This window comes from Nocardia aurea (assembly GCF_003123685.1).
GTDB classification, from domain to species: Bacteria; Actinomycetota; Actinomycetes; order Mycobacteriales; family Mycobacteriaceae; genus Nocardia; species Nocardia aurea.
Window position 1 is genome coordinate 312,206 of record NZ_QCYJ01000020.1, and the last position, 22,225, is coordinate 334,430.

Here is a 22,225-nt window from a genome sequence, read left to right on the forward strand (position 1 = left end):
GGGCGGGTCGTTCGGGGATGTTGTCGCGCTCCAGCGATTCACCTCGATCTCGGAACGACTTCCGAGTCAGCTCGCTCCGCGCAGTTCGAGAATTCTTGCCAGGGCCGACTCCACGGCATAGCTCGCGTCGGCGGCACCGCCTTTGACGTCGGCGTTCAGTGTCGCGACCACCTGGAGGGCGGCGCCGATGGTGGCCGGTGTCCAGCCGCGGGCCTGGGCTTGGGCCTTCTTCACCTTCCACGGGGGCATGCCGAGTTGCTGTGCGAGAGCGAACGGGTCGCCGCGACCGGCCGATCCGACCCTCGCGATGGTGTGCACCGAATCGGCGAGGGCGTCCGCGAGCAGCACATGCGCGACACCGCGGTCGTTGGCCCACCGCAGGGCTTCCATCGCGGCGGACCGCTCCCCCGCGACCGCGAGTTCGGCGACATCGAATCCGGAGACCTCGGCTTTGCCCGAGTAGTACCGTCGCACGGCCGCGATGTCGACCTTGCCCCCGGTATCCGAGGCCAGCTGGGAACAGGCGGCCGACAGCTCACGCAGCTCCGAACCGACCGATTCCAGGATCACCTGCACCACTTCGCCGGACACCCGCACGCCCGCCGCACGGAATTCCGCGCGCACGAACTCGGTGCGTTCGGCGGCTTTGGTGAGTTTCGCGCAATCGTGGGTCACCGCACCGGCCTTCTGCAACGCGGGCACCATCGCCTTGGCCCGCCCGCCCCCGGAATGCACGACGACCAGCACCACACCGTCCGGCGGGTCCGATGCCGCCGCGGTGATGACCGCGACCGCGTCCTTCCCCGCCTCGGCCGCCGATTCCAGCACGATCACGCGGTCCTCGGCGAACAGCGACGGGCTCAGCAGTTCGGCCAGCTCCGCGGAATTCGCGTCACCGGCGCGTAGCCGGTCGACCGGCACCGCGTCACCGTCCGGCGCCACTGCCCGGACCTGCGCGACAATTCCCGCGATCGCGCGTTCGATCAACAGTTCTTCATCACCGAGCACCAGTTGGACCGCCGAGGGACGTTCGCTCACGGCAGCGATCCTACGGTCTCGTGCCGACACTTCCCCGACCCGACTCGTTCCGTGTCCCTCCCGGCTCGAACTCGGCGGGTGACCACGGGCTACCGATTGCCGACACATAGCCGACCGGCGGCACGGGCAACCCGGTCGGCGGAAGATCACCGCATCGCAGGCTTTGTGGCGAGGGAATCGGGCACGGCCGCGCTCGCTGACTCCGGAATCGACTACTCGGCCGCAGGGCCGCCGCGGCGCTTTCGGTCGATTGTTCGGCGAGCCGACAGCGCGACGAACACCCGGCCTGCCCGATCGGCGGGAGGTCACGACGTGCGGGCCCGTCGCCGATCCGACGACAAGGATGTCGCCGTCACGGTCGGTTCGGGACACGGTGGCGCCGAGGTTTCCGAGTTCGGCGAGGATCTCCGGATGCGGATGGCCGAAGGTGTTTCCGGTTCCCGCCGAGACGACCGCCAGGCGCGGGCGGACCGCCGCGAGAAATGCCGCCGTGGTGGTGCGCGATCCGTGGTGCGGGACCTTGAGGATATCGGCCCGCAACGCGTCGGCGTCCCGCCCGAGCAGCCGTTGCTGCGCCGTGTCCTCGATATCGCCGGTCAGCAGAATTCGGCCGACCGGCGTGGTCGCGGCGATGACGAGAGACCGATTGTTGGCGTCGTCAGCACCGCGTGCCCGCGGGCGCGCCGAGGCGGCGGGGGCCAGCACATCCAGGCGGAGGTCACCGAATTCGAGCAGGTGGCCCGCCGACAGTTCGAGGACCGTGATCGACTCGCGTGTCGCGATCGCACGCACGTCGGCCGCGTTCGCCACGACACCGCGCGTATCGGAGCCCGCTGCCGCGCCGTCGCCCTGCGATGCGGCCGACCGTGCGGCGGAATCCACTGCCTGCCCGTCCAATTCGCGCGGTGCCACCGCGATGGCCGCGACCGAGCGGCCGTGCAGGGCTCCGTTGAGGCCCGCGATGTGGTCCGCGTGCGGGTGGGTGAGGACGAGTAATGCGATGTGCTCGATTCGTAGGCGGTTCAGGCACGCGTCCACCGCGCGCGGATCGGGGCCGACGTCGATCACTATCGCGGCGTGGTCACCGAGAGACAGCGCGAGGGCGTCACCCTGTCCCACATCACACGCGGCCAGTATCCAGTCGCGCGGCGGCCAGCCCGGATGCCAGGTGCGGATCGGGACGAGAACCACCGCACCGCCGAGGACGGCGGCGCCGATGAGTTTTCGTATTCTCGCCGAACGCAATGCGCACACCGCGGCGATGACGATCGCGGCGGTGACGAAACCACCGACGGAACCCCCAGGCACTTCGACCGTGGCTCCGGGAAACGCGGCCGCGTGTTCGGCGACCGCGAGCATCCACCACAGCGCGGGCACGGCTGTGCGCAGGACGATCTCGGCCGCCTGCGGCCAGACCGATGCCGTCACGGCACCGAGCGCGCCGATCACCGTGACCGGCGCGACAGCCGGTGCCACGAGGATATTCGCGGCGACCGCGACGAGAGCGATCTGTCCGGACAGCGCGACGGTGATCGGCAGGGTGACCACGAACGCGCCCGCCGAGACCGCGACGATCTCGGCGGGCAGCCGCCACCAGCCACGAGCGCACAGCCAATCCGCCCACCCCGGGGCCAACAGGATCAGCGCCGCCGTCGCGAGCACCGACAGTGCGAACCCGGCGCTCACCGCGAGTTCCGGCCACAGGGCCAGCAACCCGATGACCGCCGCGCACAGGGCGGGCAGCGCTTGTTTCCCGCGCCCGGTGACCAAGGCCAGCACGGTGATCGCACCCATCGCCCCGGCGCGCAACACGCTCGGATCGGGGCGAGCGATCACGACGAACATCAGCAGTGTCAGCACCGCGAACGCCGCCGTCGTGCGTGGACCGGCGGTCGACAGTCCGACCACGAAGAGGACCACGGTGAGCACGATCGTGAAGTTCGCACCGCTCACCACCGTCAGATGCTGCATACCCGCGAGCCGGAAATCCTCGCGCACCGATTCGTGCAGTGCCGACGTATCGCCGACGACAAGCGCGGGCAGTAGTCCCGCCGCGTCTGCGGGCAATGCCTCTCCGGCCGCGTCGACCAGATCCGCACGCGCGTGAACCGCCACCCGCTGCCACCACGGCAGGGCACCGACCGTGCGCGGCGCGCCCGCCGCGTGCAGCGTCACCACCGTCAGGTCACGATGGCGCGGCTCCTCCACACGCGCGCGGAATTCGATCCGCTGCCCGGGCAGCACCCGCTGCCAATCGTCTCCCCCGCCCAGGATCACCACCGAACCACCCGCCCGATACGCCGCGTCCCCTCGCCGGAACTCCTCCAGGCCCGCCCGCACCACCCAGCGCCGTTCACCACCGAACGAGTTGCCGCGCACCGCCTTCGGATCATCGGTCGGCGTCACCACCACCAGCACCGAACTGCCCACCGCCGCCCGTAACGGATGCACCTGCACCCGGTGCTCACGCCATGCCGCCGCCATCGCGAACCCGGCCCCGAGAAGTATCGCCGCCAACAGCACCACCGCGATCGAGCGCCGCCGCCCCACATCCGTCCACAGTTCCCGAGCCCGCGCCCGCAACGCCTCGCCTGCTCGCCGCGTGGACAGATCGCCCCGATCGCGCCGACCCGCCGAGACACCGTCACCTACCCCGGCGGTGCCGGGCCGATCCTCCGTACAGGAGTGGTGCACTGCCGTCTGCGTGCCGATGTCACCGGCATCGATATACCGTGCCGATTCAGCCGGGTACCTCCTCGCCGGTGGTTCGGTCGGCCCGCGGCGCCCCGCGCCCGGAGCCAACTCACGGACCGTGACCAGCGCGATGAGAAGTCCGATCGCGGCGGTCACGGCCAGAACCCAGCCGCCGGTCAGGGCCGCGATGGTCGCTGCCCAGCAGCACACCGCGGCGGGGAGCAACCTGGCGTCCAGTGGGTCGGTCGGGTCAGGGTCTTCTTTGTCGGTGTTCGCGGCAGGCGATCCGAGGCCGCGGGTGCGGAGTCGGGCGGCGATCCCGGTACGCGTGCGGTGCCATCGGGCTTTCGCCGTTCTCGCGCCGCGGCTTCTGGTGGGGTGGTCTCCTTCCTCGCCGGGGACGGGGATCGGGTCGGTCGAACTCATATCGTGACCAGGTCACGCAGGCGTGCGAGGCGGGTGGGGCCGATGCCGTCGATGTCGCCGAGTTGTTCGATATCGCTGAACCGGCCGTTGGCGGCGCGCCAAGCGATGATGGCGCGGGCGGTGACCGGGCCTACGCCGGGGAGGGCGTCGAGGTCGGTTTCGGTGGCGGTGTTGAGGTTCACCCGGCCGGTGGTGCCTGTCGTGCCCGATGGGGGCTTCTGGGCGGTCGCCGGCCGTCCGCCCGCGTTGATGGTCGTGCTGCCCAGTTGCGGTTGCCCGGGATCGGTCGACATCTGCCCGACCAGCACTTGGTCGCCGTCGCCGAGGCGCTGGGCCAGGTTCAGTGTGGTCAGGTCGGCGCCCGGACGCGCGCCGCCCGCCGCGGCGATCGCGTCCGCTACCCGTGAGCCCGCGGGCAGGCGGATCAGGCCGGTGGTCTGGACGAGCCCCACCACGCTGACGACCAACTCGCCCGCGGCCGGATCGGAGCCGGGTGCGACGACGGCATCCGACCCCGTAGCACTCGCGGGCACGGTAGGGCTCGGCGGCGGCGTACCACCTGCCGCGACGGCGGTCGTGGTCGCGCGCAGCGCCGGAACCGGTGGCACCGCCTGTGCGACCGGACGGTCCCTGATCACCACGACCGTCGCGATCACCACGGCGAACAAGCCGACCAACGCCAGTGTCACCACACCGCGCCGCCCCGGATCCATCCGCGCGCCTCGAAAACGATCCGGCACCATCCGTTCCCACCGTCCCTTTCCCCGCTCGGGTTCGTCCAGCCAATGGGGTGCGCGCACCGGTTCCTGTCCTGCATCCGTCGCTGTGAGGTGGTCACCGACCGGGGCGAGCAGTCCCTGCTCCGTAGCGGAAACCCATGCACTCGAGTGTGTTTCCTCCAGTGCGGAATCGCCGAACGCGCCGCTCGCCCCCCTCCTGGACCGTCGGCAGCCCTCGACCGCGAAATCGGCTTCCGGCTCACCTTCACCCCGTCCCGGAACCCCACCAGCGGCCGGGGCATCCGCGCTGGACGAGGCGGGCAACCGGTCGAGATCCCAGTTGCCCGAACTCGATTCGGACCGGCCGGGGTCGGACGCGTGCGGAGGAAAAGCCTCCTCCGGAGAACTCCGATCGGGGAATTCGGCCGACCGCGTGAATTCGCCTACGGCCGGACCACTCCGGGGATCCCGGGTGCGTGCGGAACCACCGCCCCCGAGCGCGGGGGTCGGTAGTCCGACAGCGGTGGTTCGGCCCGCTCCGACGCGGGCCGTGAGTGCGCCCAGTCGGCGGCGGATGCGCTCGCGCTCGTCATGTCGTGGCATAGGGCGACCGTAGGTGTGCGGGACACCGAATCGTGGTCGCCGACCTGGGCTTCAGGAAAGTCTGTGGACAACTTTCGGGCTGTGGAGAACCGGGTCAGACGCGCCGCATCACCGAGACGACCTTGCCCAGGACGGCGGCGCGGTCACCGTCGATGACCTCGTAGGCGGGGTTGCGCGGTTCGAGGTAGACGTGGCCGTTGCGCCGCCGATAGACCTTGACGGTGGCCTCGTCATCGATCATGGCGGCGACGATCTCGCCGGAATGCGCTTCGTGCTGTCTACGCACGACCACGATGTCACCGTCGCAGATCGCGGCGTCGACCATGGAATCACCGCGCACGCGCAACCCGAAAACCGTACCGCGGCCGACGAGTTCGCGGGGCAGCGTGAGGCTGTCGTCCGGATGTTGCTCCGCCAGGATCGGCGTGCCCGCCGCGATATCGCCGAGTACGGGCACGGCCACCGTCGACTCGTCGGCTTCCACGCGCGGCTCCCGCAGGAACATACGGACATCGATCGGCCGCGACACGGTCGCGCTGCGACGGAGAAAACCACGCTCTTCCAGGCTTTTCAAATGTTTCGACACCGACGACGCGGAACGCAGCCCGACCGCGTCGCCGATCTCGCGCGTGTTCGGCGCGTATCCGTGCCGTCGCACCCAGTCGCGGATCATCGCGAGTATGTGCTGTTGGCGCGGTGGGAGCGTCGAGGTGTCGAGATGCTCGAAGTCGTGGTCGTATCCGGTCACCCGCAAAGATTAGAGGGGGCCGGTCACGCGGGCTCGCGCGCCACACCCGGAACGAACCCTCAGCGCAACCGCTTGGCGAAGCAATTCGACCGCGGCAGCACCTCGTACGGCGGGAAGATGGGGATGCGCTGATATCCGCTGCGCTCGTAGAAGCGCACGGCCTCGGGCTGGAGGTGGCCGGTCTGCAGGATCAGCCGCGGCAATTCGAGTTCGCGCGCGGCGTCCTCGGCCGCGGCGAGCAGCAGCGACGCCGCCCCCGATCCCCGGTGTTCGGGGCGGACGAACATCCGTTTGAGTTCGAGCTCGCCCGCGTTCCAGCGCACCGCAGCGTGCCCGGCCGGACCGTCCGAGTAGACGACGAACGTCCGGTGCACCGTCGCCGGATCGACGACATTCGGCTTCGTCGGCAGGGCGCGCGCCAACGCGGCGTAGCGCGGGCCGACCTCGGCGGCCATCTCCTCGCGCAACGTCACGGCGTCCGGGTGGTCCCACTCGACCGTGGACAGGGTCAGCGCGGGACGGATCGGCGGCGTCGCGGAACTCGTCATACGCGCGACGTTAAACCGTGCCGCCGACCCGGACACCGGTTGCGCTCAGCGAGATTTCGGGCCCGCACTACGCGCATCCGCCCGGCACGACGACCACGCCGATCGCCCCCACGCCGAGATGCACCGCCAGGGCCGGGCCGAATTCGGCCACGATGAGTTCACCGATCCCCGGTGACAGGTCGCGCAGCTGCCCGGAAATGGTCTCGGCCGCCTCGGGTGCGCCGAGGTGCTGCACCGCCACGGCCGCGCCCTCGGCTCCGGCCGCGTCCACCGCGGCTGCGACGAGTCGGGTATACGCCTTGGATCTGGTGCGTACCTTCTCCCGCAGTTCCAGCCGTCCCTCCACGATCTGGAGCAGCGGCTTGGTCACCAGCTCACTACCGAAGAAGGACGCCGCGGTACTGAGACGACCACCGCGGCGCAACTGCTCGGTGCGGTTGACCAGCACGAAGGTGCGCGCCCTCGTCGCCGCGGCGACCGCGGCCTCGAAGACGGTGTCGAGGTCCGAACCCGCGCGGGCGCGGCGGGCGGCGGCCAGCGTCGGCAATCCGGTGGCCAGCCCGGCTCCCAGGGAGTCGACCAGAAGTACCTTGTCCGAGGCGTCCATGTCGCGGACGGCCTGCCTGCCCGCCTCCCACGTCCCCGAGAGCTGACGGGAGATGTGCACGGCGACGACGCCGTCGCCGCCACTGCGTTCCAGCGCCCGCTCGTAGACCTCGCGCAACTCCCCCGGCGACGCGGCGGAGGTGGTGACGGAGTCGGCGGCGTAGTCGATATCGATCGGATCGATACCTTCACGCACGGTCCGGTCACCGACCAGGACGTGCAGCGGGACGACGGCGATGGCCAGCTCGTCGGTGAGTTCGGTAGGGAGGCTGGCGGACGAATCGGTGACGACCACGACGGCCACGGACTACCGAACCTCCTGCAAGGTCTTCACCATCGCGTTGGCCACCGCGCTGTGCCCTGCCCAGCCCCAGTGGATGCCGTCCGGGTTCGCGTCACCGGAGAAGATGTTGTCGCGCACCGCTTCTCCGAGGTCGACCAACGGCACCGAGGTGCGCTCCGACCACGCCTGCAATGCCTTCACCGCGCGCGGGCGACCGCGATGCACCCGCCCGTAGGCGTCGCAATTGTGTACCGAGGGCAGCACCGCCACGAACGGGAGTTCCGGTCGCAGTTGGGCCAGCGCCTCGCGTGATTGATCCAGGTAGTCGACGCTGATCCGGGGCGGCAGTGCCACCGGCCTGCCGAGTTTGGCCAGTTTCGGTTGCAGCCAGTTGTAGGTGCCGCGCACGACCCGGCGCAGCCACGTGGGCCGCACATAGCGGATCAGTTCGCGCAACGCGGTCGGTAGCGGGGAGGGCAGCGTGTCCATGCCGCCGACCGCGAAGACCACCGCGCCGGCTTTCGGCACGCTGGCCCAGATCCTCGGATCACCGATCAGTGCCCAGTACGCGTCTCGGCAGGTCCAGCCGATCCGTCCGACCAGTTCGACATCCCAATCCAGCTCGGCCGCCACCAGATTCGGCCAGATCTTCGGATGATCGGCGGGCAGTCCGCCTTTGGGGCCGAAATAGGCCAGCGAATCCGCGACGACCAGCAGTACCGGCCGTGGAGTCGCCTCATCGACGGCCGCGCTCTGCTCGTCCTCGGCCGGGACAGCGGACCGCGGGGAGGTCGCGAATTCGGCAGGGCCCGGCGACGGAGCGGAGACCCCCACCGGGGCTACGGTATCGACGGACGGTTCGGCCGTGTCCGCGGCGACTCCGGCGGACACCGGGACGGATTGCCCCGGCGCGCCCGAATCGACCGTGGCCGGGGCATCGTCGGCCGATGCCGTCGCGCTGTCTTCCGCAAGCGCGGGCGTGGAGTTCGCTTCGGCCGGTGCCGACGGCGCGGCCGCATCGGTCACGCCCTCCGACGCGTCCGACTCGGGGGACGACGACCCGGACGGCGCGGTCGACCGTCCTGGTTCCGGTCCATCGACGGCGGAGGTCTCCACCGGTGCCGGATCCCCCTCCGACCCGGGATTGTCAGCAGCCGAAGTCGTGGCCGAGTCCTGCTCGGGCGCTGCGAGTTCCGCGTCCGCCGAGGCGTCTTCGAGCGACGTCACGGACTCGTCGTCTGGGCTGTCGACCGTCGTACCGGACGCCGCCTCGGATCCCCGCGACGACTCGTCGGCCGCTTCCGCAGCGGAATCCGAACCCTGTCCGGCGTCCTCGGCCGCGACCGGCTTCGGCGCGACCGGACCACCGAACAGCGCGTCCGGCAACTGCCGCTGCGCCTTGGCGGTCACCTGTTTGAACAGTTCGTCGGGGACCGACCGGATCGGCTCCTCGGAGCGTGACGAGGACGCCGACCGCTTCGGTTCCTCGGCCCGTGGCGTCGGCGCGGGGCCGAACAGGGCGTCGGGAAGTTGTCGTTCGGGCTTGGCCGTGGCCTGCCGGAACAGTTCGTCGGGCACCGACCGGATCGGCTCTTCAGAGGACATCGGGAGCTACCTTCGCCGCTGCGTTCCACACATCGAGACGCCACCCGGGCTGGTCGATACCTGGACCGTGGCTGCTCAATTGCACCCAGCTGGTGTTGGCGAGCCCTCCGAGGGCGGGCCAATTCTGCGGCGGCAGGTCGAGCAGCGCAGCCGTCAAGGCGGCGATCAGCCCACCGTGCGCAACCAGGATGATAGTCCGGCCCGGCCAATCCTGCCGCTCGGCGAACAATTCCCGCACCAGCGGCAACGCGCGCGCGCCGACTTCGAGTTTGCTCTCCCCGTTCGGCGGGCGGTAGTGCGCGTCGAGCCGCCATGCCACGCGTGCGCCGGGATAGTCGGAATCGACCTCGAGGTGGGTCAGGCCCTCCCAGTCGCCGAGCGAAGTCTCCCGCAGCCTCGGGTCGAGCACGACCGGTATCTCGGCGTGCTCGGACAGGGCGAGCGCGGTGTCGTGCGCCCGCTTCAGATCCGAGGCGATCAGGGCGATGGCATTGCGCGAAACCAGCTCGCGCGCTGCCTCTTTCGCCTGCCGTCGGCCGAGTTCGGTGAGATCGGTGTCGATCTGCCCCTGCATCCGGTCGACCGCGTTCCACTCGGTCTGCCCGTGGCGCAGCAGGATCAGCGTGCGCACGCCTGCGTTCTTACTCACTGCTGTTCCTCCGTGGTGAACGAGCTGATGGATCTGTCGGCTCGCACACTCACTCCGCGCTGTCCTCCGTCGCCGCATCGACATCGGCGGCTACGTCGATATTCGCCGCCGCATCGCCGTTGACATGCGGATCGCCGAGGCCGTCCACCGGGACCACGGGGCAGTCCTTCCAGAGTCGCTCGAGCGCATAGAAGTTGCGTTCGTCGTTGTGTTGGATGTGCACGACGACGTCGATGTAGTCGAGCAGCGCCCAGCGACCCTCGCGGGTGCCCTCGCGGCGCACCGGCTTGTGCCCGGCCTCGCGCAACCGTTCCTCGACATTGTCGACGATGGCGTTGACCTGGCGTTCGTTCGGCGCGGACGCGATCACGAAGCAATCGGTGATGACCAGTTGCTCGGAGACGTCGAGCACAACGACATCGGAAGCCAGCTTCTCGTCCGCCGCCCGCGCGGCGACCTGCGCGATCTCGACCGACTCGACAGATGCTGTCATTCAGCTACCTTCCGCTCTGCGGGCACATAGAGGTGCCGCTTCGATATGTACTGCACCACGCCATCGGGGACGAGGTACCACACCGGCCGGTTCTCGGCGGCGCGGCGTCGGCATTCGCTCGACGAGATCGCCAACGCCGGGATCTCGATCATCGTCACCGCGTCGCCGGGAAGATCGCGTAGATGTTCCCGCAGATGATCGGTGTTCAGCTCATACCCCGGTCGGCTCACCCCGACGAACTTGGCCAGTTCGAACAGTTCGGCCCAATCCTGCCACGTGAGGATGTTGGCCAGTGCGTCCGCTCCGGTGATGAAGTACAGCTCGGCGTCGGGATGCTGGGTGCGCATCTCCCGCAGGGTGTCGACGGTGTAGGTGACCTTGCCCCGGTCGACGTCGGCCCGGCTGACCGAGAATCGCGGGTTGGAGGCGGTCGCTATGACCGTCATCAGGTAGCGATCCTCGGCCGGGCTGACCTGTTTGTCCGCCTTCTGCCAGGGTTGACCGGTGGGGACGAAGATCACCTCGTCCAGGTCGAACCGATTGGCGACCTCGCTGGCGGCGACCAGGTGACCGTGGTGGATCGGGTCGAAGGTGCCGCCCATGACGCCCAGCTTGCGGCCGGACCGCCCTGTCTCTTGCATGAGTGTCGAGCTTAATCGCTGCCCCGGTCGGCGGCCGGGGCACCGGCCCCTGCCTGCTCAGCCGCTGACGATGTCGCGGATGCCGGGTTTCAGGGCGGAATCGAGTTTCGACCAGGGGACGGTGATGACGATATCGCCTGCGGCGTGGCTGGCGATCTCGCCGAAATGGATCTCCATACCGCCGGGGGTAGCCAACCAGAGCCGGTAGTTGTACTCGACGGCCTCGATACCGCTCTTGGAGTAGGAATCGCCTGCCCGGGACTTCGGCACCTCGATCGCGGCCTGGTCGGCAAGCAGGTTGAGGCCGCAGTTCAGGTCGGTGAACAGATCGCGCAGGGTGATCTCGTTTCCGGTGCGTGCGTCGACGACGTAGCTCTCGTAGGCGTTGTTCGGGTGAGCCGCGCCCTCGCTGTAGGTGCTGATCACGAACAGCGAGCTGATGGCCCGGCTGCCGAGGTAGGTGACCTGGCCCGCACCCGGTTTCAAGGTGAAGGTCTGCTCGACCTGATCGATCCACTGCTGCGCACGCCCGCGCATCGCCGCGTTGAACGCGTTCCTCGCGATCTCGGTCCCGCCGGAGACCTGGGGCACGTCGAGTTCGTATCCGGGTCCGGTGAGGCGCAGTGTGGTGGCGGAGTAGCCGCCCGGCGCGGTCGCCGTCGGCACCCCGGCCGGTGGTGCGGCGGCCGCGCCGGATTCCAGTCCGGCCGCGCACGCGGTCATCGTCGCGGTCATCATGGCCGCGACAGCGAGCGCGGCAGCCAACTTCTTCATGTCCGAACTCCGGATTTCTCGACGCGCCGAGTCGGTCTCGGCGACAGGTCGAGAATGCGGTGCACCGCCAACGACTCTCTTATGAAATACCAACGGCGCTGTTCGGGCGGTCGCGGTCAGTCGCGGCCCGCTTCCATATCCGCGAGTTGGCGACGGGTGTTGGTGAGTTCGACGGCCACTTCCGGGGTCGGATCGAGTTCCTCGAGTTCGGCGAGAATCCCGTACATGGCGCGCAGTCCCGCCTCACTCGAACCCGCCGCGCTCGAACCCGCCGCACTCGCGTCGGTCGCACTCACACTCGCGGTACCCGCGGTCGCCGCGCAATGCTGCAACCACGCGGCCGCGCGCAGACAGCGGATGCGGGGGCCGACGCGATCGAGTTCGCCCCAGAGTTCGGCGGCGTGCAGGTACGCCGTATACGCCCGGTCGTCCTCGCCGCAGGTGTCGAGGGCCGACGCCGCCGACCAGGCCAGTTCGGCACGCAATTCCGAACGGCCCGGGACGTCGCGGACCAGACGCGCGGCTTCGATGAACTGTCCCGCCGCCGCACGGTACCTGCCGAGCAATTTCAGCGATTTACCGTATTGCCCTCGCAGCAAGGCCATTTCGATATCCGGATAGGGAGGCGAACCCGCCGCGAGCGACCGCTCGAACTGCGCGGCGGCCGCGGCGTGTCGGCCCGCGCGGTGGTAGGCGCGCGCGGCGACGAAACTCAGATGCGACGCGTCGGCGGCCGATATCCCCTCCCATCGAGCCGCCGCGCGCAGGGCCACATCGGCGAGTTCCCGCTCCCGCCCCGACTGTCCCGCGACCACCATCACCAACTGCGATCCCAGCCTGGCCAGGTGCTCGGCCGGAAGCGTCCCGTCGCCGATCAGCAACGCGCGGCGCAGATGTCGCTCCGCCGGGCCGGGATCGTCGAGCAGATGCGTGGCGGCGAGATCGGCGAGCGCCAGCGCGTCACACGATTCCTCGGCCGTCCCGGCGCCCCGCGCGCCGACGGCGTCACCCGGGCCTTCCCCATCGGCAGCGCTCTCCTCGGCAGCGGATTCACCGTGCGTGTGGTCTCCGGCAGCATCGCCCCCGGCAGCCGTTGTCTGCGCCATGGGTGGATCGTGGTGAGATCACCCAACGGTTTCCTTAACGAATGCTTACAGACCGAGCGTCGGACGACCTCGGTGCGTGACGGTCGGGCAGCCGAGCAGGGGAAACGGCGCGGACCTCGTACTGTTATCGCCGCTCACCGCGCGAACGCAACGATTCACGGACGTCGGGATTTGGGGAGTTTGCGCACGATCGCCTCGTAGGACTGGTCGACGAGTTCGCGGATCTCCTCGTCGGGAACCTTGCCGTCCAGGGCGATCCGGTTCCAGCCGTACCGGCCGATATAGGCCGAGGCTGTGACGTCGTCGGGGTACACGAAGACCAGTTCGTCGGCCTCGGCGCGCGACGCGCCGCATTTGAGGCCGACCGAGTCGGTGCCGAGAAAGGCGAAGATCTTGTCGCCGACCTTCGCGACGACATCGCCTTCCCACGGCTCGTCCTTCCGGGCGCCGGGTTTGCCCAGGCAGTACGTCAGCAGTTGTTTCTCGTTCACACCCGCCTCCTCTATACCGGCAGCAGCCGGGACACCACCTCTGTCAACTGTCTCGCCGAACGGCATTCGTGCATCTCGATGACCTGCCGGTACTTGTCGGCGGCCGAATCGCCCGAACCCCACTGGTTCACCGGTTCCGGATTGAGCCAGTGCGCGTGTTTGGCGACGTCGACCATGTCCTGCAGGACGAGCAGTTCCGGATCGCGGTAGTTGGTCCTGGCGTCGCCGAGGATCAGCAGCGCGGACCGGCTGGTGACCGCCTCCGGGAATTCGGCGGCGAAACTGCGCAGCGCGCTGCCGTAATCGGAATGCCCGTCGTATCCGACGACCTCCGATTCGGTGAAGATCCTCGCCATCGCCTTGTCCAGCTGGGTGTGCGGATCGAAGAACCGGGTCACCTCGTCGGTGTTGTCGACGAAGGCGAAGATGCGCACCCGCGAGAACTGTTCACGCAGCGCGCTCACCAGCAGCAGGGTGAAATTGCTGAATCCGGCGACCGATCCCGAGACATCGCACAGCAGAACAAGTTCCGGACGTCCCGGACGCGGTTTGCGGTTGACCAGATCGATCGGCACCCCGCCGGTCGACATCGATTTGCGCAGCGTCTTGCGCAAATCGATCTCACCGCGCCGGGAGTGCCTGCGCCGCACCGCGAGCCGGGAGGCCAGGATGCGGGCGAGCCGCTGACTGCTGCGGCGCAGTTCGATCAGTTCCCGTTCCGAGGCGCGCAGGAAATCCACGTCCTCGGCTTGGCGCGCGACACCGTATCCGGCGACCCGCTCGCGACCGATCCGTTCGGCCACCCGTCTGCGGGTCTCCGCCTCGACCTTCGTGCGGAAACCCTCGATGCGGCCGCGCGCGACGCGACGGGCGACCTCGGTGTCGAATTCACTGAGATCGGAGCCCGCGGCCAGACCGGCCAGGATCTTGGCGAGCAGAGTCTGCGGCTGCACCTCCCGCAACGCCTGGTACGACGAGAAGGAGGAGCCGCGCGAGGACTGGTACTGGCCGAGTTGGTCGACGAGCAGGGCGGCCATCTGATCGAGCTGCTGCTCCGCGTCGTCCATGGCGAGCAGTTCGGCGAGCATTTCGCGCAGTGCCGCGATATCGATGTCGCCGCCGTCGGTATGCGGCATCTCGATATCGTCGAGATCGGCGCTGCGCTCCCCGATCGCCACCGGGAACCACAGGTCGAACATGCCGTCGAACGTCGCGCGGTGCGTGGTGCGGCGCAGCAGCGCGCAGGCCAGGCCCTCACGCAGCACCTCGCGGTCCATGAGGTCCAGGACGGTCATCACCCGGCCCGCGTCCACCGTCTCCGACGGCCCGACCGGGATACCCCGGGTCCGCAGCGCCTCCACGAATCCGACGAGATGACCGGGCAGCCCGTGCGGCGGCGCCTCCGCCGTCAGGGCCTCCAGGCCGGAACGATCGACCATCGCTCAGGCCAGCTTCAGCTCGGCCAGCGCGCGCTGGTGGTCGCTGCGGTGCTTGAGGACCACACCGAGGGTCGCGCGCACCGTGGTGTCGTCGAGATCGTGCAGACCGAGGGCGAGCAGCGTCCGGCCCCAGTCGATGGATTCGGCGACCGAGGGCAGTTTCTTGAGCTGCATACCGCGCAGCACGTGCACGATGCGCACCAGCTGTGCCGAGACGGCCGCCGACAACTCGGGCACCCGGCTCGCCAGGATGCGGCGTTCCAGTTCCTCGTCGGGGAAATCCAGGTGCAGGTACAGGCAGCGGCGCTTGAGCGCTTCGGACAATTCGCGGGTGGCGTTGGAGGTGAGCACGACGAACGGTTTGCGGCTCGCGACGATGGTGCCCAGCTCGGGGACGGTGACCGCGAAATCGCTGAGCACCTCCAGCAGCAGACCCTCGATCTCGACGTCGGCCTTGTCGGTCTCGTCGATGAGCAGCACGGTGGGATCGTCACGGCGGATCGCGGTCAGCAGCGGCCGCGAGAGCAGGAACTCCTCGGTGAACACATCGGCTTTGGTCTCCTCCCAGTCGTTCTCACTGGAAGCCTGGATGCGCAGGATCTGCTTGGCGTGGTTCCACTCGTAGAGCGCGCGCGCCTCGTCGACACCCTCGTAGCACTGCAACCGCACCAGTTCCGCGTTCGCGGTCTGGGCCACCGCGCGCGCCAGTTCCGTCTTGCCGACCCCGGCGGGTCCCTCGATCAGCAGCGGTTTACCGAGCCGGTCGGCGAGGAACACCGAGGTGGCGGTGCCCTTGTCGGCCAGATAGCCGGTGCTCGCCAGCCGCTCGATCACATCGTCGACCGAGCTGAAGATCGGCTCCTGGGTCACGCTCTCCTGCGAAGCCACGTGCTGTCCTTCCGTTCAAAGCAAGCGGGAGGACCGACCTCCCGGTTTTCGGAGGCCGGAAACACCCGGAACCTCCGCCTCATCCGGCGGTCGCCGGATGGATCCGCTCATACCGGCCGGATCTGGCCGTCGCCCCACACGATCCACTTGGTGGAGGTCAGTTCCGGTAGCGCCATGGGGCCGCGGGCGTGCAACTTCTGGGTCGAGATGCCGATCTCGGCGCCGAAGCCGAACTGCTCACCGTCGGTGAAGGCGGTGGAGGCGTTCACCATGACCGCCGCCGCGTCGACCCGGTTGGTGAACTCGCGCGCCGCAGCGAGTTCGCCGGTCACGATGGCCTCGGTATGCCCGGTCCCCCACCTGTTGATGTGCTCGACGGCGGCGTCGAGATCCGCGACGACCCGCAGCGCGATATCGAGCGAGAGGTATTCCTCGCCCCAGTCCGCGTCGTCGGCGGGTACGAGTCCCGGCAGGTCACCGTGCACGGTGACGCCGTACCGTTCCAGCGCCTCGATCAGACGCGGCACCGCGACGGTGGCGATGGCGTCGTCGATCAGCACCGTCTCGGCGGCGTTGCAGACGCTGGGCCTGCGGGTCTTGGCGTTGATCAGGATCTGCTCGGCCATATCGAGATCCGCCGCGGAGTGCACGTAGACGTGGCAGTTGCCGGTGCCGGTCTCGATGGTCGGCACCTGCGCGTCGCGCACCACGGCATTGATCAGGCCCGCCCCGCCACGCGGGATGACCACGTCGACCAGGCCGCGGGCCTGGATCAGGTGGGTGACGCTGGAGCGATCCGCGCTCGGCAGCAGTTGCACCGCGTCGGCGGGGATGCCCTGCGCGGTCAGCGCCGCGCGCAGCACTTCGACCAGCGCGGCGTTGGAATGCGCGGCCGAGGAGGAGCCGCGCAGCAGGGCCGCGTTCCCGGATTTGAGGGCGAGACCGAAGGCGTCGACCGTGACGTTCGGCCTGGCCTCGTAGACCATGCCGATCACGCCCAGCGGCACCCTGACCTGTTTGATCTCGAGTCCGTTCGGCAGCGTCGAACCTCGCACCACGGTCCCGACCGGATCGGGCAGCGAGGCGACCTGGCGCAGACCGGAGGCGATGCCGTCGACCCGGGCGCCGGTGAGGCGGAGCCGGTCCAGCAGTGACTCTTCGGTGCCCGCCGCCTGGGCGACGGCGATATCCTCGGCGTTGGCGGCCAGGACGGTGTCGGCCTCGGCCAGCAGGGCGTCGGCCGCCGCGTGCAGCGCGTCGTTCTTCTGCGCGGTGGTGAGCTGGGCGAGCACCCTGGACGCGACGCGAGCCTTTCGCGCGGCATCGTGCACTACCTCGCGGGTATCGAGCTCGGTCGTCGTTCCTGCCGTCATGGGTTACAGCCTACTGTTGCGGCCCGTCATCGATTCCACCGCTGCACCCGTCGACCGGGGTCCCGTCCGTTCGTGTTCTGCGCCGCCGGACCGTCGTCCGCGACTAGCGTCGGCGTTCATGACCACCGCAGACCGCGTACCCGCGATTGCCGTGCTCGGCAGTATCAATATGGATCTGGTGACGACGACCGGCCGTGTGCCGGAGCCCGGCGAGACAGTTCTCGGGACCGGATTCGTCATGGTGCCGGGAGGTAAGGGCGCCAACCAGGCCGTCGCGGCGCGACGGGCCGGTGCGACGGTGGAATTCCTCGGCGCGGTGGGCGAGGACGTCTTCGCCGCCGAACTGCGCTCGACGCTGACCGATTCCGGTGTCGGCGTCGAGCGGCTGCGGACCGTGCCGGGTCCGAGCGGTGTCGCCGCCATCGTGGTCGACGCGGACGGGGAGAACAGCATCATCGTGGTCGGCGGGGCGAACGCCGAGCTGACCACACTCGACGCCGACGACCTCGCGGCGATCGCGAACGCCGATATCCTGCTGTGCCAGTTGGAGATTCCGATATCGACCGTCGCCGCGGCGGCGGCGCACGCGAAGGCGAACCGGACCACCGTCGTGCTCAATCCGTCGCCGGTGGCCGAACTGCCCGCCGAATTGTGGGCCCATATCGATGTGGCCGTGGTCAATTCGGGTGAGGCCGCGCGTCTGGCACCCGTATTGGGTTCGGTGCCGCATGTCGTCGTGACCCGCGGCGCGGACGGCGCCGAATACCGAGGACCCGACGGCGGCTCACGATCGAGCCCGAGTCCGGTGGTCGATGTGGTCGATACCACGGGGGCGGGCGACAGTTTCACCGGCGCGCTCGCCGCCGCGTGGCATCGCGGACCGCGCGCGGCGCTCGCCTTCGCGTGCGCGGCGGGTGCGCTGGCGACCACGCGACTCGGCGCAGGCGTCGCCATTCCCACCGCGGCCGCGATCGACGCCGCACTCGCCGGTCGACACCGATCCAGCGCGCGATAACCCCTTTTCGCGAATGCGGCACGCGGTGTCGAAATCGACGATATCCGCGATACTTCCGCGGAAGCGGCCGCACGAATCGGCCCGCGGTGGTTGAATCACACCGAATGTGTGCTCTCGGGTAGCTATATCCAGTGAAGGGAGTTCAGCGTGATTCCCACTGTCGCGGAGCAGGTGCAGTTTCGCGTCGATCGTTTCCAATACGGCCGAGTGGTCGGAGAATGGGGTGGTCGCCACATCGCACACGGCCGTCGGCCGGGGCCGGACGATATCCTGCTGAACAGAGCCGATTATCTCGCCATCGCCGACGATGTCCGAATCGCCGAGGCGATCCGCGAATCCACCGCGGCGCCACCGCGCGCGGACGCGCAACAGGCGCTGGAGGTGTCATTAGCTGAACATATGCGAGCACCCGCCGGAGTGCTGTGTCAATCGGGCTGGGAAGCGAATATCGGCCTGTTGCAGACGATCGCGACGCCGCGCACGCCGGTCTATATCGACAGCCTCGCGCATATGTCGCTGTGGCACGGCGCGAAAGCCGCTGGTGCGCCGCTGCATCCGTTCCGTCACAACTTTCCGGGCCATCTGCGCGAAGAGATCCGCACCTACGGGCCCGGCATCATCGCGGTGGACGCGATGTACAGCACCACGGGCAGCCGTAGTCCGCTGGCCCAGCTGTGCGATGTCGCCGAGCAGACCGGAAGCCTGCTCGTCGTGGACGAATCCCGCACCCTCGGCACCGACGGACCGCTCGGCGCGGGCGCGGTGGTGGCGCTGGGCCTGGCCGAACGGGTGCCGTTCCGCACCGCGAGCCTGGCCGCCGCCTTCGCGGGCCGCGCCGGATTCGTCTGCGTGAACGGCCTGGACTTCGTCGACTATTTCAAGATGGAGTCCTATCCCGCGGTGTTCTCGGCCGGGCTGCTGCCGCACGAGATCGCCGGCCTGGCCGCGGCGCTGGAGGTGGTGCGCACCGACGACTGGCGACGTGAGCGATTGCGTCAGATCTCCACGCGGGTACGTGACGCGTTGCACGCCTTCGGATTCGACGTCGGCGGTGTCGGTTCGCATATCGTCGCGCTGCCCGGCGGCCCGGATCTGCGCGCCATCGCGATTCGCGACTTCCTCGAGGAGCGTGGCGTATTCGGCGCGATTCTCTGCCCGCCCGTCACCCCGCGCAATCGCACGCTGATCCGCTTGGCCATGCACGCCGATCTCACCGACGCCCAGGTCGACCGGATCATCCAGGTGTGCGGCGAGGCGCGCGACACCTTCGGCCCGCTGCCCGCCGCCCCCAAACACGCGCGGGCGACCGGACCGGTCCCGGTGCAGGTCACCGAAGCGACCCGCTGAGTGTTCGGAGCCCTCGACTATCCGTGCCGCGCTGCGGAAATACCCGACGACGCCGTCGTGGCCCCTTATCGTTGACGATCATGCCCACCATGCCGGAGCGCATACCCGCGGACGGTGATCCGACCGCGTCCATCGAGAAGATCGATGCCGAAATGGTCGCCGTGTCCTTTGTCGACAACGCGGGCATCACCCGGGTCAAATCGGTGCCGATCGGGCGACTCGCCCGCGCCGCCCGATTCGGGATCGGGGTGTCGCCGTGCTTCGAGACCTTCGCCTTCGACGATCTGATGACGGTGGGCGGCTACCTCGGCGGTCCCGACGGCGATCTGCGCCTGATCCCGGATCTGGGCGCGCTCACCGAGATCGCCTGCCAACCGGGCTGGGCATGGGCGCCCGCCGAGAAATACACCCAGGACGGCACTCGTTTCGCCGCCTGTCAGCGCGGATTCGCGGCGCGTCAGGTCGAGGCGGCGCGGGCGGCGGGGCTGCGTTTGTCGATGGCGTTCGAGACCGAATGGGCGCTCGGCGTGGCCGACGAGACCGGTTTCGTTCCCGCGTTGGACGGCCCCGCCTACGGGATGGTCCGACTCGGCCGGGTCGGCGAGTACGCGCGCACGCTGGTCGCGACGGTCGAGCGGCAGGGTATGTCGGTCGAGCAGTTCCATCCGGAATACGCTTTGGCGCAAGTCGAATTGTCGATCGCGCCGAACGATCCGGTCGCCGCCGCCGATGACGCGGTGCTGCTGCGCCACACCATCCGCCAGGTGAGCGCGGATTTCGGGTGGCGGGCGACATTGGCACCCTCGATCGATCCCGACGGCGCGGGTTCCGGTGCGCACCTGCATTTCTCACTGCACTCCGGGGACGGACCGTTGTTCGCGGGCGGGCCCGGCCCCTACGGTATGCACCCGACCGGCGCCGCCTTCCTGGCCGGGGTGCTGCGGGAGTTGCCCGCCCTGGTCGCGGTCGGCGCGGGTAATCCGGCGAGTTTCCTGCGGCTGCGTCCCTCGCGGTGGGCGGGGATCTGGCACTGCTGGGGTCGTGAGGCGCGCGAGGCGGCACTGCGTTTCGTCACCGGTGTGCGCGGCACCGAGGATTGGGCGGCCAACGCCGAGGTCAAATGTTTCGACGCGACCGGCAATCCCTATCTGATCGTGGGATCGGTGATCGCGGCCGGACTCGCGGGCGTCGCCGAGGAATTGACACTGCCCGCCGAGGTCACCGGCGATCCCGCGACGTTCGGGCCCGAGAGCGAGGTCACCAGGCTGCCCGCCGACTCGGCCGAGGCGGCGGGCAGACTCGCGGATTCGACGGTGCTCGCCGCCGCGATGGGGCCGGAACTGCACGACGCGTTGCTCACCGTGCGACGCGCGGAGGCCGAACGCTATCGCGGCGCCACCCCGCGTGAACTCGTCGAGCTGACCCGCTGGCGGTTCTGACGTGATCACCGACACGATCGCGCTCACCGACCACCACTGCCACGGCGTCGTCGACGCCGACCTGGACCGTCCGCGTTTCGAGCGTCTGCTCGGCGAGGGCCCGCGCGGCACCTTCGATTCGGCGCTGGGTCTCGCGGTGCGCCGATTCTGCGCGCCGGTGCTCGATCTGCCCGCCCACGCGGACGCCGACGAATACCTGAGCCGCCGCGCCGAACTCGGCTGGCGCGAGGTGACGACGCGGCTGCTGCGTGGCGCGGGGGTCACCCGGTGGCTGGTGGACACCGGATGCAGTCCCGAACCCGATGGTGACGCGGGAGCGTCGTCGTTCACGGTGCCGGTGCATCCGGGCGCGCGGCACCGCATCGGGGTCAACAGTCCCGCCGTCGATCCCGGGTCACCCTTCGTCGCGCGCCGCGACGCCCAGCTGGCGCGATTCCGTGAACTGTCCGGTGGCGCCGTCGACGAAGTGGTGCGCCTCGAGCAGGTCGCGGAATACGTGATAGCGCAGCGGCGACATTCGCCCACGCTGTTCGCCGAGGTCGAGAACGCGCTGCGGGAGCGCGCCGCGCACGCGGTCGCCTTCAAGACCGTCGCCGCCTATCGCTGCGGACTCGATTTCCCGCTGGTCGATTCGCCGCCCGCCACCCTCACCCCCGAACACCGCATCGCGGATCCCCATCTGATCGGATGGCTGATCGGCCTCGGGGTGCGGCTCGGCGCGGAATTGGGGCTGCCGCTGCAATTCCACACCGGATTCGGTGATCGCGATCTGCGACTCGACCACGCCGATCCGCTGCTGCTCACCGATTTCCTGCGCGCCACCTCCGAGAGCGGACCGACCGTCGTGCTGCTGCACTGCTGGCCGTTCCATCGTCAGGCGAGTTATCTCGCGCATGTCTTCGACCACGTTCGCATCGATCTGGGGCTGACGATTCCGCATATCGGCGCACGCGCGGGATCGGTGCTGGCCGAAACTCTCGAACTCGTGCCGTTCCGGTCCCTGTGCTATTCCTCCGACGGTTTCGGCCTGCCCGAACTGCACTATCTCGGCGCGATGCTGTGGCGGCGCGGAATCGGTCGGCTTGTCGACGAATGGATCGCCGACGACGCGATCACCGTCGCCGATGCCGAGACTCTCGTCTCGGCCATCGCCTCGGAGAACGCGCGACGGATATATCCGTCTCCGGGCGGCACCGCGAATCGGCCCTGAATTCGCCTCGAAGATCCTTTTCCCGCAATACCGTTCACCACGGGCAGCATCCGGTCGCGGCGGAAATTCGGATGCTATTCCCGTGTCGGC

The 22,225-nt window shown here is 69.1% G+C and carries 19 protein-coding genes and 1 pseudogene; 4 read left to right on the forward strand and 16 right to left on the reverse strand.

Going from position 1 to position 22,225, the window contains the following annotated elements:
* Positions 1 to 66: 66 nt before the first annotated feature.
* The 16 genes and pseudogenes from holA to DAT37_RS06765 form a co-directional block, all read right to left on the reverse strand.
* A complete protein-coding gene (holA, locus tag DAT37_RS45290) occupies positions 67 to 1,038 on the reverse strand; it encodes a DNA polymerase III subunit delta (protein WP_109523976.1) in 972 nt (323 codons plus the stop codon).
* 915 nt (positions 1,039 to 1,953) lie between these two features.
* Positions 1,954 to 4,158: pseudogene (locus DAT37_RS45295) on the reverse strand (ComEC/Rec2 family competence protein); the annotation flags it as partial.
* Positions 4,155 to 4,958, reverse strand: a complete 804-nt coding sequence (locus DAT37_RS06700; RefSeq protein ID WP_232839541.1) for a ComEA family DNA-binding protein — start codon at positions 4,956 to 4,958, stop codon at positions 4,155 to 4,157. The gene DAT37_RS06700 and the pseudogene DAT37_RS45295, both read right to left, overlap by 4 nt.
* 616 nt (positions 4,959 to 5,574) lie before the next feature.
* Positions 5,575 to 6,228: a transcriptional repressor LexA gene (gene lexA / locus DAT37_RS06705; protein WP_109523809.1), complete on the reverse strand. Its 654-nt coding sequence runs from the start codon at positions 6,226 to 6,228 to the stop codon at positions 5,575 to 5,577.
* A gap of 59 nt (positions 6,229 to 6,287) precedes the next feature.
* Positions 6,288 to 6,776 (reverse strand): GNAT family N-acetyltransferase, encoded by a 489-nt coding sequence (locus tag DAT37_RS06710; protein WP_109523810.1) that lies wholly within the window; start codon positions 6,774 to 6,776, stop codon positions 6,288 to 6,290.
* 67 nt (positions 6,777 to 6,843) lie between these two features.
* Positions 6,844 to 7,686, reverse strand: a complete 843-nt coding sequence (locus tag DAT37_RS06715; protein ID WP_109523811.1) for a DegV family protein — start codon at positions 7,684 to 7,686, stop codon at positions 6,844 to 6,846.
* A 3-nt stretch (positions 7,687 to 7,689) separates the two neighbouring features.
* Entirely contained in the window at positions 7,690 to 8,382 is a 693-nt protein-coding gene (octT, locus tag DAT37_RS46215) for a diglucosylglycerate octanoyltransferase (RefSeq protein ID WP_109523978.1), read from the reverse strand.
* A gap of 877 nt (positions 8,383 to 9,259) precedes the next feature.
* Positions 9,260 to 9,919 (reverse strand): histidine phosphatase family protein, encoded by a 660-nt coding sequence (locus tag DAT37_RS06725; protein WP_109523812.1) that lies wholly within the window; start codon positions 9,917 to 9,919, stop codon positions 9,260 to 9,262.
* A gap of 49 nt (positions 9,920 to 9,968) precedes the next feature.
* The gene (rsfS, locus tag DAT37_RS06730) at positions 9,969 to 10,412 is read right to left on the reverse strand and encodes a ribosome silencing factor (protein ID WP_232839543.1); all 444 of its coding nucleotides are present in this window, start codon (positions 10,410 to 10,412) and stop codon (positions 9,969 to 9,971) included.
* Entirely contained in the window at positions 10,409 to 11,053 is a 645-nt protein-coding gene (nadD, locus tag DAT37_RS06735) for a nicotinate-nucleotide adenylyltransferase (protein WP_109523813.1), read from the reverse strand. The genes rsfS and nadD overlap by 4 nt, the downstream gene beginning before the upstream one ends.
* A gap of 57 nt (positions 11,054 to 11,110) precedes the next feature.
* Positions 11,111 to 11,827 carry an RsiV family protein gene (locus tag DAT37_RS06740; protein ID WP_109523814.1) on the reverse strand — a complete coding sequence of 239 codons (717 nt, stop codon included), beginning with the start codon at positions 11,825 to 11,827 and terminating at the stop codon, positions 11,111 to 11,113.
* Positions 11,828 to 11,943: 116 nt separating this feature from the next.
* Positions 11,944 to 12,933: a hypothetical protein gene (locus tag DAT37_RS06745; protein WP_109523815.1), complete on the reverse strand. Its 990-nt coding sequence runs from the start codon at positions 12,931 to 12,933 to the stop codon at positions 11,944 to 11,946.
* Positions 12,934 to 13,088: 155 nt separating this feature from the next.
* Positions 13,089 to 13,424 (reverse strand): MmcQ/YjbR family DNA-binding protein, encoded by a 336-nt coding sequence (locus DAT37_RS06750; protein ID WP_109523816.1) that lies wholly within the window; start codon positions 13,422 to 13,424, stop codon positions 13,089 to 13,091.
* A gap of 11 nt (positions 13,425 to 13,435) precedes the next feature.
* Positions 13,436 to 14,863 (reverse strand): vWA domain-containing protein, encoded by a 1,428-nt coding sequence (locus DAT37_RS06755; protein ID WP_109523817.1) that lies wholly within the window; start codon positions 14,861 to 14,863, stop codon positions 13,436 to 13,438.
* Positions 14,864 to 14,866: 3 nt separating this feature from the next.
* On the reverse strand, positions 14,867 to 15,751 hold the full coding sequence (locus DAT37_RS06760) for an AAA family ATPase (protein WP_232839544.1): 885 nt from the start codon (positions 15,749 to 15,751) through the stop codon (positions 14,867 to 14,869).
* A 107-nt stretch (positions 15,752 to 15,858) separates the two neighbouring features.
* A complete protein-coding gene (locus DAT37_RS06765) occupies positions 15,859 to 17,124 on the reverse strand; it encodes a glutamate-5-semialdehyde dehydrogenase (RefSeq protein WP_109523818.1) in 1,266 nt (421 codons plus the stop codon).
* Between the two features lie 118 nt (positions 17,125 to 17,242).
* Between DAT37_RS06765 and DAT37_RS06770 the strand changes: the two genes are divergently transcribed.
* The 4 genes from DAT37_RS06770 (at position 17,243) to DAT37_RS06785 (ending at position 22,135) form a co-directional block, all read left to right on the forward strand.
* Positions 17,243 to 18,139 (forward strand): ribokinase, encoded by an 897-nt coding sequence (locus DAT37_RS06770; protein ID WP_109523980.1) that lies wholly within the window; start codon positions 17,243 to 17,245, stop codon positions 18,137 to 18,139.
* A gap of 147 nt (positions 18,140 to 18,286) precedes the next feature.
* The gene (locus DAT37_RS06775; protein ID WP_157978343.1) at positions 18,287 to 19,486 is read left to right on the forward strand and encodes an aminotransferase class I/II-fold pyridoxal phosphate-dependent enzyme; all 1,200 of its coding nucleotides are present in this window, start codon (positions 18,287 to 18,289) and stop codon (positions 19,484 to 19,486) included.
* 80 nt (positions 19,487 to 19,566) lie between these two features.
* Positions 19,567 to 20,925, forward strand: coding sequence for a type I glutamate--ammonia ligase (locus DAT37_RS06780; RefSeq protein ID WP_109523820.1), 1,359 nt, complete (start codon positions 19,567 to 19,569; stop codon positions 20,923 to 20,925).
* Position 20,926: 1 nt separating this feature from the next.
* Positions 20,927 to 22,135: an amidohydrolase family protein gene (locus tag DAT37_RS06785; RefSeq protein ID WP_232839545.1), complete on the forward strand. Its 1,209-nt coding sequence runs from the start codon at positions 20,927 to 20,929 to the stop codon at positions 22,133 to 22,135.
* The last annotated feature ends 90 nt before the right edge of the window (positions 22,136 to 22,225 follow it).